Annotated in this window: 12 protein-coding genes; 7 read left to right on the forward strand and 5 right to left on the reverse strand. The window is 57.8% G+C overall.

Annotated elements, in window-relative coordinates; translation table 11 throughout:
- Positions 1-89 precede the first annotated feature (89 nt).
- The 3 genes from RBB47_RS21805 to hemP all read left to right on the forward strand — a co-directional run bounded on the left by RBB47_RS21805 (position 90) and on the right by hemP (position 2,433).
- Entirely contained in the window at positions 90-1,118 is a 1,029-nt protein-coding gene (locus tag RBB47_RS21805) for a substrate-binding domain-containing protein (protein ID WP_305988001.1), read from the forward strand.
- Positions 1,119-1,209: 91 nt separating this feature from the next.
- Entirely contained in the window at positions 1,210-1,674 is a 465-nt protein-coding gene (locus RBB47_RS21810; RefSeq protein WP_305988002.1) for an Rrf2 family transcriptional regulator, read from the forward strand.
- Positions 1,675-2,217: 543 nt separating this feature from the next.
- Entirely contained in the window at positions 2,218-2,433 is a 216-nt protein-coding gene (gene hemP / locus RBB47_RS21815; protein ID WP_305988003.1) for a hemin uptake protein HemP, read from the forward strand.
- Positions 2,434-2,543: 110 nt separating this feature from the next.
- Here hemP and RBB47_RS21820 read toward each other — a convergent pair whose 3' ends face one another.
- The 4 genes from RBB47_RS21820 to betI all read right to left on the reverse strand — a co-directional run bounded on the left by RBB47_RS21820 (position 2,544) and on the right by betI (position 7,804).
- On the reverse strand, positions 2,544-3,827 hold the full coding sequence (locus tag RBB47_RS21820; protein ID WP_305988004.1) for an adenylate/guanylate cyclase domain-containing protein: 1,284 nt from the start codon (positions 3,825-3,827) through the stop codon (positions 2,544-2,546).
- Positions 3,828-4,020: 193 nt separating this feature from the next.
- Positions 4,021-5,484, reverse strand: a complete 1,464-nt coding sequence (gene betB / locus RBB47_RS21825; RefSeq protein ID WP_305988005.1) for a betaine-aldehyde dehydrogenase — start codon at positions 5,482-5,484, stop codon at positions 4,021-4,023.
- Positions 5,485-5,528: 44 nt separating this feature from the next.
- Positions 5,529-7,187: a choline dehydrogenase gene (betA, locus tag RBB47_RS21830; RefSeq protein WP_371932829.1), complete on the reverse strand. Its 1,659-nt coding sequence runs from the start codon at positions 7,185-7,187 to the stop codon at positions 5,529-5,531.
- 14 nt (positions 7,188-7,201) lie between these two features.
- Positions 7,202-7,804: a transcriptional regulator BetI gene (gene betI, locus RBB47_RS21835; protein WP_305988006.1), complete on the reverse strand. Its 603-nt coding sequence runs from the start codon at positions 7,802-7,804 to the stop codon at positions 7,202-7,204.
- Positions 7,805-8,005: 201 nt separating this feature from the next.
- Between betI and RBB47_RS21840 the strand changes: the two genes are divergently transcribed.
- The 3 genes from RBB47_RS21840 (at position 8,006) to choV (ending at position 10,913) form a co-directional block, all read left to right on the forward strand.
- Positions 8,006-8,953 (forward strand): choline ABC transporter substrate-binding protein, encoded by a 948-nt coding sequence (locus RBB47_RS21840; protein ID WP_305988007.1) that lies wholly within the window; start codon positions 8,006-8,008, stop codon positions 8,951-8,953.
- Between the two features lie 77 nt (positions 8,954-9,030).
- Complete coding sequence (choW, locus tag RBB47_RS21845) at positions 9,031-9,873, forward strand: choline ABC transporter permease subunit (RefSeq protein ID WP_305988008.1); 843 nt, start codon at positions 9,031-9,033, stop codon at positions 9,871-9,873.
- Positions 9,870-10,913, forward strand: coding sequence for a choline ABC transporter ATP-binding protein (gene choV / locus RBB47_RS21850; protein ID WP_305988009.1), 1,044 nt, complete (start codon positions 9,870-9,872; stop codon positions 10,911-10,913). Before choW ends, choV begins: the two co-directional genes overlap by 4 nt.
- A gap of 1,347 nt (positions 10,914-12,260) precedes the next feature.
- On the opposite strand, the gene RBB47_RS21855 is transcribed toward choV, so the two are convergent.
- A complete protein-coding gene (locus RBB47_RS21855) occupies positions 12,261-12,473 on the reverse strand; it encodes a cold-shock protein (RefSeq protein WP_305988010.1) in 213 nt (70 codons plus the stop codon).
- 376 nt (positions 12,474-12,849) lie between these two features.
- Here RBB47_RS21855 and RBB47_RS21860 point away from each other — a divergent pair, with 376 nt between their 5' ends.
- Positions 12,850-13,191 (forward strand): BA14K family protein, encoded by a 342-nt coding sequence (locus RBB47_RS21860; protein WP_305988011.1) that lies wholly within the window; start codon positions 12,850-12,852, stop codon positions 13,189-13,191.
- Positions 13,192-13,416 lie beyond the last annotated feature (225 nt).

Consider the following 13,416-nt stretch of genomic DNA (forward strand, 5'->3'; position numbering starts at 1 on the left):
TGTAGCGGCCTATAAATCATGCGCTGCAGCATTTTTTGATGACCGTTCCTCATTGACGGATATACTCAGTCGAATCTGAGGGAACTTGCATGAAGCGCGTGACAATTCACGATGTGGCTGACGCAGCCGGTGTCAGCCTGGCAACGGTTGATAGGGTGTTGAACGGGCGTCCCGGCGTGCGCAAGGCAACGATCGAAAAGGTGAAACAGGCGGCCGACAGCCTGAACTACAAACCGGACGTCTTTGCCGCCGCGCTTGCAAAGAAGCGGACTTACCGGCTGCATTTTCTCATTCCAAACGGTCCCAATGCCTTCATGGAGGATCTCTCCCGGGAGGCGGCCTCACATGCGCGAACCATGAGCGGCGACAGAATGCAGGTCCATGTGGAGCCGATCGATGCCTTCGACGGTCATCGGGTCGCCGGCACACTGGCGATCCTCGACAAGTCCGTCTGTGATGGCGTCGCGGTCGTGGCTCCGGCCTTTCCGGAAGTCAGGGCGGCAATTGATCGGCTTCAGGTCCGTGGCGTACCGGTTGTCACCCTGGTCTCCGATCACCCTTCGTCGTCGCGCCAGCATTTCGTCGGAATAGACAACACAGCCGCAGGACGGACGGCCGGCCGTCTTCTCGGCAGGTTTTTGCCGAAGACCTCCGGCAAAATCGGATTGATTGCCGGTTCACTCGGATTGCGTGACCATGCCGAGCGATTTGATGGGTGCCGGGACGTGATCGCGCAGTGCTTTCCCCATCTGGAGCTTTTGAAAGTCCGCGAGGGGCGCGACGACAATTCCAAGAATGCAGATCTGGTAAGGCGGCTTTTGGAAGACCATTCCGATCTTGCAGGTCTCTACAATATCGGAGCGGGCAACCGGGGCGTGATCGCAGCACTCACCGCTTCCGGTCGAGCGGAAAATGTCGTCTTTGTCGGTCACGAACTGACGCCCTATACGCGCGACGCGCTCAGTGACGATGTGATGGACGCGGTTATCGCGCAGGATCCCGGCCACGAAATCCGAAGCGCAATACGCGTGTTGAAGGCGCTCTGTGACGGCTCCCCGATCATAGATGGACAGGAGCGCATCGGTATTGACGTTTTTATCAGGGACAATTTGCCCTGACAGTCTGGAATCGCTCTAAATTCGTTAAAGTGCACTCAAACACTCAATTTTATGCATTGACCTTTAGGCCGACGCGTCGCATATCTTAGCGATGCGCTTGACACAACAGACCAATTATGCGGTGCGCGCTCTCATGTACTGCGCCGTGAACCCGGACAAACCGAGCAAGGTTGCCGACATTGCAGCCAGTTTCGAAATGTCCGAAACCCATCTCTTCAAGATCATGAAGGTTCTGGTCGATTCCAATCTGATCAAGACAATTCGTGGCCGAAATGGAGGGGTTATGCTGGCCCGTCCAGCGGAACAGATCTCCGTCGGAGAAGTTGTCCGTGCCGCGGAGGAAAGTTTCCTCTTGGCGGAGTGCTTCGATTCCGGCCGCAAAGACTGTCCGTTGATCCTGTCCTGTGGTTTCAACGGGCTTTTGCATGAGGCTCTGGAAGCTTTCATGGAAGTGCTGGACGGAAAATCCATTGCCGATCTTTCCGAAGACCGTTTCGGCATGCGCGACTTGCTCAAGATCGATGTGACCGAAACGCCGATCGCCGCGAACGCTTAAGCGAAGTCTGCACAAGAGACGTTGAAAGCGCCTCCAACTAGCCGGCGCTTTTTCGCTGCGGACAATGGCCGCAATGCGATGAGGCGCGGGGCTCACGCGCTCTGAACACTCCATTCAGTCAGTCATTGCCGGACTTGATCCGGCAATCCACACCGCTGCGTTTCAACATGAGAAGACCTGAGGGTCGGACACGGAACGGCATGGATGCCATGGTCAAGCCATGGCATGACGGATGGATATTGTTGAGAAAGTTGCCTTAAAGAAAACGCCGGGCTGGCTAGCCGCTGAGGGAGAGGAGAGGGCGGTTGGCTGGCCTGGCATTTTTCGTCTCCGGTGACCCGGAAGACCCCCGACTAATACGAAACCGGAGGACGCGATTTCCAGTTCCGTTTCGATCAGGTATTGCCTTGATAAGAAAACTTGAGTATGAGTGTCAAGTATAAAGTTGAGTAAGAAACTCACCTTTTAATTGTTCTTATCTGGATGCCCCACGACACTTGGTTTCGAGGGGCGCAAAGCAAAGGCCAAGGACCGATTGCGCGCATGACACTCTCTGCCAACAGCCACAAGCGCCGCCTGTCAATCAGCTCTGGGGGTGCACCCCGAAACGCCTTGGCAGGCAAAACGTTGGAGCAACCGAAAACCGAATTCGATTCGCGCGACCTCTTCAGCGGCTTGCGCCAGATCCAGATCGTTCACAACGAAGATACGTATCGCCTTTCCATCACCAAGCAGGGCAAACTCATCCTGACAAAGTGACACCAGGAACTACCAACTTTGTCTTCCCGGTTTGCCGCGCCAGCGGCAACACCGGGATCCGGTACTGCGCAGAGATGACAATGTCGGCCTTGAAAAGACGCTTCCCCTCGTCAAGCGGCAAAGATGGCGACAGGTTTTCCAACCCCTCGCAAAGCGTGCTCACCCATGGCGTTCAGACCTGTCTGAAGGTCGCCTGACAGCACATCGCGGACCGGTTCCGTCAGCAAAAGTTCTCTGCCGAGCGGTTTGCAAAGGGATTCCACACGGCTGGTCTCGTTCACGGCGCGTCCGATCACAGTGAAGTCGAGACGTTCCTCGCCGCCCACATTGCCGAAGAAAACTTCGCCCCGGTGCAGGCCGATACCGATCTTGAGCGGATGCCAGTATTCTGGCGCAGGCAATCCGTCTGGCGGTGCGGTGTTGAGATCTTCGATGGCGGAAAGGGCGGCTTTTGAGGCTTGGACCGCTGCGTTCGCTGCTGCGCTTTCTCCAAGAGACTGCTGATCAAACACGGCCAGAATTCCGTCACCCATGAATTTGAGGATCTCGCCGCCGTGACTGAGGACGGAATGCGAAATCTTGTCGAAATACGCGTTGAGAATGGCAGTCACTTCGGGGCCGCTGAGGCGGTCGGCCAACTGGGTGAACCCGCGCATGTCCGACATGAACACCACGGCCTTGATTGCTTCGCCATCGCCGCGCCTGATCTCGCCGTCCAGGACGCGCTGTCCTGCGATCGGGCCAAGATAGGTATCGGCCACATTGCGCGCGATCCGCTTTACGATGTGTCGTTCTACATGAAGCGCCAGCAGATCGATCAGGGTGCGAATGCGATCCTTGTCGACATCCGGAAATCCTCCCGGCCGTTTTGTCGCAAAGGTCATGGCGTTGTGAATTTCGCCCGCTGCGCTCAACGGGAGCGCGACATAGGATGTGTAGCCCTGCTCGGCAAGATCTTGCATAAGCGTGCCGGAATTGACGCCCTCTTCGGTTTCGAGGTCCACCTTGATGATCTCGCCTTCACGCATCACGCGATATAGTGGGTTCTTGGTGAAGGCCACATTGTTGACCGCGTTTGCATCGGCTGCAATCTCGTCGCACAGTTCGTCGGTGCTGTTCCAAACCCAGGAAAAACCCACCACCTTCGGATGAAGCGTGCCGATATGGAGGGTGCAACGGTCGATCTCAAGATGGGCCGCCTTGCAGCGCCACATGAACTCTTCGAACATCAGCATGACGTTGTCGATTTGTGTTGCTTCGTGGAGCAACCAGTCATGGACATCTTCAAGGCTTTGCGTTTCAGGCGCGCAGGCTGGTCCGCGATTTGAGCGCGCAAGCAGGTAAATGTGCTGAACATAGGTGCGTGGCGAAGGGTCTAGCACGTGGGTGTTCATGCGATCTCCAGAGGTCTGTCTTGCCCCATAATCTCGGGTGCCAGGAGGCTAAGTTCAATCTGAAAACCGGTTTTTGGAAGATAAAGGTTCCAAAGGCAGCTTTCATGCACAAAACCGATTGCGCCGAAACCGATGGAATTCGGCGTGCGGTGTCACGAAGGATGGGAGGAAACGACCGGAGCGGTCTGTGTTTCTAGAACGCTGCCTCGACGCCGTCCATTTCGACATAAACGCTTTTGATCTGGCTGTAATACTCGATTGCCGCGTGACCGTTTTCGCGTCCGATACCGGATTTCTTGTAGCCGCCGAACGGCATTTCGATCGGCGTCAGATTATAGGTGTTGATCCAGCAGGTACCGGCTGCCAGCCTGCCGATGACGCGATGCGCCCGCTGGATGTCCTTGGTGAACACGCCGGCAGCCAATCCGAATTCGGTGTCGTTGGCACGGGCGACGACGTCGTCTTCGTCGTCAAAATCGAGCACGCTGAGCACCGGGCCGAAGATTTCCTCGCGCGCAATCGTCATGTCGTCGGTGACGTCGGCGAAAACGGTCGGCTGGACGAAGTAACCATCCGGGAAACTCTCCACCGACGCCGCGCCACCGCCGCAGACCAGGCGCGCCCCGTCCCGTTCGCCGACTTGCATGTAATGCATCACCTTGTCGAACTGCTGCCGGGAGACGAGCGGTCCGATATTGGTCGTCTCGTCCAGCGGGTCGCCAAGCACTGCACTGGCAGTACGCTCTGCAAGACGGTTCAAAAACTGTTCCTTGATTGCCGTGTGCACGAAGACGCGCGTACCATTGGAACAGATCTGGCCGGTCGAATAGAAATTCGCGTTGATCGCTGCCGAGATCGCGTTCTCGATATCGGCATCGTCGAAAATGATCAGCGGCGACTTGCCGCCAAGTTCCAAGGTGGTTTTTTTCAGGTGCTCGCCGGCAAGTGCCGCGACTTTTGATCCGGTCGGAACGGACCCTGTCAGCGACACCTTGGCAATGTCCGGATGGGCGACCATTTTTGCGCCAACATCACCGAAACCCTGAATGACATTGAAGACACCATCGGGAAGCCCGGCTTCGCTCAAAGCTTCAGCGAGCTTGAGCGCGCTCAAAGGAGTCACTTCTGACGGCTTGAAGATCATCGCATTGCCGCACACAAGCGCAGGGGCCGCTTTCCAGCAGGCGATCTGGATCGGATAGTTCCAGGCGCCGATACCGAAACAGATGCCGAGCGGCTCGCGTTTCGTATAGGCAAAGGAGCCGCCGAGATCGATATGCTCGCCCGTAAGCGTTGCCGCGAGGCCGCCGTAATACTCCAGACAGTCCGCGCCGGAAGCAGCATCCGCGATCAGGGTCTCCTGCAGAGGCTTGCCGGTGTCCAGCGTTTCCAGAACGGAAAGCTCGCGGTTTTTCTCCCGCAGGATCTCTGCAGTCCGCCGCAAGATGCGGCCGCGTTCTACAGGTGGTGTCGCAGCCCAGATTTTCTGCCCGTCGCGGGCTGCGGCGATCGCGGCCTCAATGACGGCGTCATCCGCCGACCTGATCTGCGCGATCACTTCGCCGGTTGCCGGGTAAAGGGAATCGAAGGGCGTGCCTGCCTGGCTTTCCAGATAGGAGCCGCCGACATAGTGAGAAGCGTTCGGTTGGGCGCGCATCAAAATGCTCCTGCGTATGACTGTGACCGGTCCTGCGGTCGAAATTAGCGTTGGCTGGTTTCCCAGTCCGGATGGATCCAGGGCTGCTGGTTCGAAGCCGGCAACGGATCCTTGCCGAGGATATGATCGGATGCCTTTTCACCGACCATGATCGAAGGCGCGTTCAGGTTTCCATTGGTGATTTGAGGGAAAATGGAACTGTCTGCAACACGCAATCCCTCAACACCAATCACACGGCATTCCGGATCGACGACGGCCAGCGGATCGTCTTTTGCACCCATCTTGCAAGTGCCGCAGGGGTGGTAAGCACTTTCCACGTGCTCGCGAATGAAGTCGTTCAGCGCTTCGTCGCTTTGAACGCTGTCGCCCGGCTGGATCTCCTTGCCACGATAGGGCGCAAAGGCTTCCTGTCCGAAGATTTCCCGGGTCAGCCGGATTGAGGTCCTGAAGTCTTCCCAATCCTCGTCGTGAGACATGTAGTTGAACAAAATGGACGGTTTTGCTTTCGGATCTGAGGATGTCAGCCTGACCCGCCCGCGCGACTTTGACCGCATTGGACCGACATGAGCCTGAAACCCGTGTCCTTCCGCAGCCGCCTGACCGTCATAACGAACGGCGAAGGGCAGGAAGTGATACTGAATGTCGGGATATTTGACGCCGGCTTTCGTGCGGATGAAAGCGCAGCTCTCGAACTGGTTCGATGCCCCCAGGCCATTCTTGAAGAACAGCCACTGCGCGCCGATCAGAGCCTTGGAAAAGAGATTCCAATGTTTGTAGAGCGTGATCGGCTGAATGCAGGCCTGTTGAATGTAGAGTTCCAGGTGGTCCTGCAGATTGGCGCCGACGCCGGGCCGATCGGCAACAACATCGATGCCGAGGTCTGACAATTGATCCGCCGGACCGATCCCTGAGAGCATCAGGATCTTGGGAGAGTTGATGGAGGACGCGGACAGGATGACCTCGCGTTCCGCCTTGGCTTCGCGAATTTCACCACCGGTCTCAAATTCAACACCGACGGCGCGATTGTTCTCGATCAGAACCTTTCGCACCAGCGCACCCTTGATCAGTGTAAGGTTGCCGCGCTTGAGCGCCGGTTTCAGGTAGGCGTTGGCGGCTGACCAGCGGCGGCCCCTGTGGACCGTCATTTCCATGTCGCCGAAGCCTTCCTGCTTCTCGCCGTTATAGTCTTCCGTCACACCGTAGCCGGCCTGTTGGCCGGCATCCCTGAAGGCGTGAAACAGGGGGTTCCACTTGGTGCCCCGCTGCACGTGAAGTGGTCCGTCCGTTCCCCGCCAGCCGGCTTGTCCCTGCGGGTTTTGCTCCTGGCGTTTGTAGTAGGGCAGGACATGCCTGTAGCCCCAACCGCTCGCCCCCATCTCTTCCCAGGTGTCGAAGTCACAGGCGTGGCCGCGCACATAGACCATGCCGTTGATCGAGGACGAACCGCCGATGACCTTGCCGCGCGGTGTCGCGAGGCGGCGGCCGCCAAGATGTGGCTCGGGTTCGCTTTCGTAGCCCCAGTCGTAGATCGGCATGTTCATGGGATAGGACAGGGCAGCCGGCATCTGGATCAGCGGGCCGACATCCGTTCCGCCGAATTCCAGCACCAGGACACGATTTTTCGGGTCTTCCGAGAGCCGGCTGGCCATCGCGCAGCCTGCGGAGCCTGCCCCAACGATGATAAAATCAAACGCGTCGATCATTCAGGAGCCTTGTCTCAGCGATGGTTGCTGCGATCCGCATGGGCGGTAATTTGGGTTTCAACATAGTCTTCGACCATGGCGATAGCGGCCTGGCGGTCAGACTGGGCGTCGCTCAGGGCCTGCCGGATCCACACGCCGTCGATCATGGACGCCGTGCCTTCGGCGATGCGGCGTGCCTCTTCCTGCGGCATGAAGAATCTCAGGTTGTAGGTCAGGTTCGACGCAAGCCTTGCTGCATAGATTCGCAGGAGCCGGCTGTTGCTGTCGGTGGTTCTGGACTGCACATAGAAGGCGAGCCAGGCCGCAATCACTGCCGGCTGAAACTGGTCGACGGCAAAGTTACCCGCAATAATCGCCGAGATCCGTTCCCGTGGCGTCTCGGCCCTGGCGAGGTTCTCTCGGATAGCGCGGCCGAGTTCGGTCAAGAGATGCCGCATTGTTGCTGCAAGTAGTTGATCTTTAGAGCCGAAATAGTGGTGAACCAGGCCGCCGGAAACACCTGCACGCTTTGCGATCTGAGCCATCGTTATGTCGCTGTAGCCGCGCTCGTGAATCGCATCGACCGTGGCATCGATGAGGCTGCGTCGCCGTTCCGCTTCCATTCCGACTTTTGGCATCGCGATCTCCAAAACTCTCTGCTTCTTATTTTTAATTGATCAATCAATCAATGAAAACTTGCAAATTTTTACCGTGGATGGTTGGATTGGCTCCAGTCAGACTGTTGGGGACAAAGTCGGGGGAATTTGGCTCGTGCAGAACAAACCCTGGTCTTCAAACGGCCTCAAACAACAAATCAACTTTCCATAGGAGGTACACCAATGAAATTCGCAGCGACACTCGCTGGAGGCCTTGCACTTGGCCTGATGCTGTCCGGAACCGCGCTGGCAAGCGATCCGGAAGCCTGCAAGACAGTTCGTTTCTCCGATGTCGGCTGGACTGACATCACCGCGACCACCGCCGCCACGTCCGTGGTCCTGGAAGCACTCGGTTATGAGCCGGAAGTTAAGATCCTGTCGGTACCCGTGACCTACGCTTCCTTGAAGAACAAGGACATTGACGTTTTCCTCGGCAACTGGATGCCGACCATGGAGGGCGACATCAAGGCCTATCGCGAGGATGGCTCGGTTGAAACGGTGCGCGCCAATCTGGAAGGTGCGAAATATACGCTTGCCGTTCCGAAATACACCTATGACAAGGGCTTGAAGAGCTTCGATGACATCGCCAAGTTCCGCGATGATCTCGACGCCAAGATCTACGGCATCGAACCGGGCAATGACGGCAACCGTCTGATCATCGGCATGATCGACCAGAACCTTTTTGGCCTTGAGGGTTTCGAAGTCGTTGAATCATCCGAGCAGGGCATGCTCGCCCAGGTAGCGCGCGCCGGAAAGCGTGAAAACGACATCGTCTTCCTGGGCTGGGAACCGCATCCGATGAACGCCAATTTCGAGATGGCCTATCTCGACGGTGGCGACGACATTTTCGGACCGAACTTTGGCGGCGCGACGGTCTACACAAACGTGCGCGCGGGTTACACCGAGGAATGCCCGAACCTCGGCAAGTTCCTCAACAACCTCGAATTCTCCCTGCCGATGGAAAACGAAATCATGGGCGCAATCCTGAACGACGGCGAGGACCCGAACAAGGCAGCCGCAGCGTGGCTGAAGGTTCATCCGGCAACGTTCGAAAACTGGCTGGTGGGCGTGACGACCATCGACGGGGGTGACAGTTTCGCGGCGGTAAAATCCGCGCTTGGTGTCGAATAAACCCATACAACAGCGCCGGTGCGGACAGTCCGCCCGGCGCTTTTCCTTGAAACAACAAGAATAACCGGAGCAGCGTGTTGGACTGGCTGACAGACCACAAACTGCCGATTGGCCCATGGGCGCGGGCTTTCGTCGATTGGCTGACGGACAACGCCTTTTGGTTCTTTGACGGCATTTCGATTTTCCTGGAAGCGCTGATCGACGGGATCCTGTGGCTGCTTCAAACACCGCATCCGTTGATCATCGTCGCCATTGCGGTGGCGATCGGTTTTGCGGTTCACCGAAAAATCGCATTTGCTGCGTTTGTCGCCATTGCGCTCCTGCTCATCATAAATCAGGGCTACTGGGAAGAAACCACCGAAACGCTCGCGCTTGTCATTGCTGCGTCCGTCGTTTGCATGGCAGTCGGTGTGCCTGTCGGCGTCGTTGGCGCACATAATCCGCGCTTTTATGCAGCACTTCGTCCCGTGCTCGACCTGATGCAGACGATCCCGACATTCGTCTATCTTATCCCCGCGCTGATCCTTTTCGGGTTGGGCATGGTTCCCGGGTTGATCGCGACAGTTATCTTTGCGATCCCTGCACCCATACGCCTGACCCAATTGGGAGTATCTTCAACGCCCAAGGCACTTTTGGAAGCCGGGGAGGCATTTGGAGCCACCAAGTCCCAGCTTCTTTGGAAGGTGGAACTGCCTTATGCGTTGCCGCAGATCATGGCTGGGCTGACCCAGACAATCATGTTGTCCTTGTCCATGGTCGTCATCGCGGCTCTCGTTGGGGCTGACGGTCTGGGTGTTCCGACCCTGCGTGCGCTGAACACTGTGAACATCGCGCAGGGGTTTGAAGTCGGGGTCTGTATCGTGCTTATCGCCATTGTACTTGACCGGTTCTTCCGAAAAGAAGAAGGGGGCAAGCGATGACCAGCTCAGCCCAGCCCATCGTCTCCTTCCGGAACGTCGACATTGTCTTTGGTGACAAACCGCAATCAGCGCTGTCCCTGATCGACGCCGGCAAGACCCGGCAGGAGATCCAGACCGAAACCGGTCAGATCCTGGGCGTCGCCGGCGCCTCCCTTGACGTTCATGAAGGCGAGGTTCTGGTGCTCATGGGGCTTTCGGGCTCCGGCAAGTCCACGCTCTTGCGCGCGGTCAACGGATTGAACCCGGTGATCCGCGGTGAAGTTCAGGTTCACGACGGCAGCAGCTACGTGAACCCGGAAACCTGCTCCGCAAACGAGCTTCGCCAACTCCGCCGCAGCCGCATTGCCATGGTGTTCCAGCAGTTCGGCCTGTTGCCCTGGCGGACAGTGTCCGAAAATGTCGGTTTCGGCCTCGAGCTTGCGGGCATGTCGGTTCAGGACCGCGCCGCCAAGGTGGAAGCTCAGCTGAAGCTGGTTGGCCTTTCCGGCTGGGGCGAAAAATTTGTGCACGAGCTTTCCGGCGGCATGCAGCAGCGGGTTGGTCTTGCCCGGGCCTTTGCCACGGACGCGCCGATCCTTCTGATGGATGAACCCTTTTCCGCGCTTGATCCGTTGATCCGCGACAAGCTGCAGGACGAGTTGCTCGATCTGCAGAAGGAACTTAACCGGACGATCATCTTCGTCAGTCACGACCTCGATGAAGCCGCCAAGATCGGCTCGCGCATCGCCATCATGGAAGGCGGTCGGATCATTCAACTCGGGACGCCGCAGGAAATCGTCAAGAACCCCGAAGACGGTTACGTCGCCGATTTCGTCAGTCACATGAATCCGCTCAATGTCCTGCGGGCCCGCGATATCATGGTCCCGCCCGGAAGTCTGCCGGGATCGCTGGCCAGCGCCTTGACGTGCGAGGGCAGCACACCGGTGCGCGATGTCGCCAAGCTCAAGAGGTCCAGTTCAGACCCCGTTGTGGTTCAAAAGGACGGTGCGATCGTCGGCGTGATCGGCGAGAACGAGCTGCTCGACTGCATGCTTAAATGATGAGCGCGCATGCGTGAACTCATTCGCCGCTCCATCGTTATCCCGGACGCAGCGAAGCGGAACTCCGGGGCCTGCTCCTTTGCAGATGCAGTGTGATGAGCGTGGTGCTTCCGCAGCCCATGCAAACCCTTCGGCAAGTTGAGAGGTGAATTGGTCCCGGCACAAGACTGGCGCGGCAACTCGGGCCCTGACTTCTGCCCCGGCCCTGGTGTCATCCCCGATTTGATCGGGGATCCAGTCCACCTTGCAACAAGTGACCACTTTGGTTTTCGGGAAAACGGGCGCTCCGAATTCAAACAAGGCGACACTGGAAACGAGTAGGTCCCCGATCAAGTCGGGGATGACACGGGAGGTGTTTGGCGTGCGCTCGCAGCAAACCACCAGTCCCGTCCCGAACTTGATCCGGGACCTGCGTGTTTCTTGTCGATGAGGCCCTGGCTCAGGGCCGGGCGGTGATGGGAGGGCAACGATGTTTTGTTCGGCCCTCTGCTGTCACTCTGGGCGACTGTAGGGAGACCCGGGGCCTACTCGTTTGCAGAGACGATTAAATGATCCGCGGCGCTTACGCAGCCGTTTCAGACCCTTCGGCAAGTTGAGAAGTGAGTTGGCCCCGGCTCAAGTGTGGCGCGGAATCCAGGGCACTGACCTCCGTCCCGTACCCGGTGTCATTCCCGACTTGATCGGGGATCCAATCCACCTCGCAACAAGTGACCTGTTTGGTTTGCGGGAAAAACGGGTACTCCGAATTCAAACAAGGCGACTCTGGAAACGAGTAGATCCCCGATCAAGTCGGGGATGACACCGGAGGTGGTTGGCTTGCGCTCTCGGCAAACCACCAGTGCCGTCCCGGACTTGATCCGGGACCTGTGTGTTTCTTGGCGATGAGACCCCGGCTCAGGGCCGGGCGGTGATGGGAGGGCAGCGATGTTTTGTTCGGCCCTCTGCTGTCACCCCGGGCGACCGTGGGGAGCCCCGGGGCCTACTCGTTTGCAGAGACGATTAAATGATCCGTGGCGCTGACGCAGTCGTTTCGAACCCTTCGGCAAGCTGACAGTCCTCTAGACTCATTTAGGGCGCGGCTCCCCAGTCCCGGTTCGCGCTCCGCTTGGCCGGAATGACGGTCGAGGGTTGTTCTGTTTCGGCACCAGCTCAAACAGCGCATTTGTCATCCCTGCGAAGGCAGGGATCCAGTAATCCCGTTCGTGTGTGCTGGGTCCCGGTCTTGGCGTTGCCAAACCGGGAGGACAAATTGGCACTGGGTTGCAAAAAAAACGGGGCCGTTTGGCCCCGCTTTCAATCCGCATGTCTGCCAGACCGCTCATCTGGCGATCGGCGACGTTATTAAGCTTAGAGCAGCTCGAGCTGAGCAGCCTGCTTGCCGCGGCCGCGGCGATCGTCTTCAGCGACGAAAGAGATCTTTGCACCTTCGACCGGTGCTCCGAGCCCGGCCTGCTCGAATGCTGTCACGTGGACGAATACGTCCTTGCCGCCATTGTCCGGCGTAATGAAACCGAAACCGCGGTCGTGGTTGAAAAACTTGATGGTGCCGTTCTCGCGCATGGAGAAGCCTTTCCGTTGAATTGTGCGCTCGCCAACCAATGCCGGCAAAGCGCTGATAAACGAGAAGTCAATAAGAAACGGAAAGCTTGGGTATTCAGAGCAGTGCTTGATGGAGCACCGCCGAAGTCAGTCTCACCGGGTTCTTCGTCATGTCCCGTACGGCGCAACGCGCGCCGATGCGCAACAATGTAGGTCTGAGGCTGCGGTCAGGCAAGTGAAACAAGTGTGAGTCCCCATTTCACGGCCAAATCACCGAATTTTCAACAAAGGGATTCCTTGTGACTCCGGTCACAGCAGCCGATCGGTTGCCTTCCTATATTCGTTTCATGAGTTGAGGCGAACAGCGAATGCCTCCCAACCACGAAGGGACACCGGAATGTTCAAGAAGATCGCAATCACCACCACTGCGCTGGCTCTTGTCGCCGGTGTCACGCTCACCTCTCAGACAACTTCTGCAGAAGCCGGCAACGGATGGCGCGTTGGCGCTGGCATCGCCGGCGGTCTGGCAGCAGGCGCAATCATCGGTTCCGCCTTGTCGCAGCCGCGCTACGTCGCCCCGCCGCCGGTCTACTACCCGGCTCCGGCTCCGGTCGTGACCTATCGCCCGGCTCCGTGGACCCCGGCCTGGTACAACTACTGCCACGCCAAATACCGGTCCTTTAACCCGAACACCGGCTATTTCCTGGCGTATTCCGGCCAGTACCGCTTCTGCCGCTAAGATTTTCGGGACCGCATGTCCGGTCCCACCATTGATAATGACAATGCAATGCAACGAGCCGGTGCAAATACGACATAACAAGTGTTACCGGCGTCTCCCCGCAAGGACCTCCTCCCAGCCTTGCGGGGAAATTTATGTCCACGGTACGGACTCCTAAATGAAGCCGATTTGGCTATCTGCCACGTCGCGAAAGGCTTGAAAGTGAACCACATTTCCTGCGCTTTC

Source organism: Roseibium sp. MMSF_3544, from assembly GCF_030732845.1.
Classification (GTDB): Bacteria; Pseudomonadota; Alphaproteobacteria; order Rhizobiales; family Stappiaceae; genus Roseibium.

What these genes read in the sequence shown, in the direction of transcription:
- RBB47_RS21855 (WP_305988010.1), bottom strand. Translation starts at nt 12,473, where the DNA reads ATGCGCGAGAACGGCACCATCAAGTTTTTCAACCACGACCGCGGTTTC.
- RBB47_RS21810 (WP_305988002.1), top strand. Translation starts at nt 1,210, where the DNA reads ATGCGCTTGACACAACAGACCAATTATGCGGTGCGCGCTCTCATGTAC.
- RBB47_RS21840 (WP_305988007.1), top strand. Translation starts at nt 8,006, where the DNA reads ATGAAATTCGCAGCGACACTCGCTGGAGGCCTTGCACTTGGCCTGATG.
- RBB47_RS21860 (WP_305988011.1), top strand. Translation starts at nt 12,850, where the DNA reads ATGTTCAAGAAGATCGCAATCACCACCACTGCGCTGGCTCTTGTCGCC.
- choV (WP_305988009.1), top strand. Translation starts at nt 9,870, where the DNA reads ATGACCAGCTCAGCCCAGCCCATCGTCTCCTTCCGGAACGTCGACATT.
- RBB47_RS21805 (WP_305988001.1), top strand. Translation starts at nt 90, where the DNA reads ATGAAGCGCGTGACAATTCACGATGTGGCTGACGCAGCCGGTGTCAGC.
- hemP (WP_305988003.1), top strand. Translation starts at nt 2,218, where the DNA reads ATGACACTCTCTGCCAACAGCCACAAGCGCCGCCTGTCAATCAGCTCT.
- betB (WP_305988005.1), bottom strand. Translation starts at nt 5,484, where the DNA reads ATGCGCGCCCAACCGAACGCTTCTCACTATGTCGGCGGCTCCTATCTG.
- RBB47_RS21820 (WP_305988004.1), bottom strand. Translation starts at nt 3,827, where the DNA reads ATGAACACCCACGTGCTAGACCCTTCGCCACGCACCTATGTTCAGCAC.
- betA (WP_371932829.1), bottom strand. Translation starts at nt 7,187, where the DNA reads ATGATCGACGCGTTTGATTTTATCATCGTTGGGGCAGGCTCCGCAGGC.
- betI (WP_305988006.1), bottom strand. Translation starts at nt 7,804, where the DNA reads ATGCCAAAAGTCGGAATGGAAGCGGAACGGCGACGCAGCCTCATCGAT.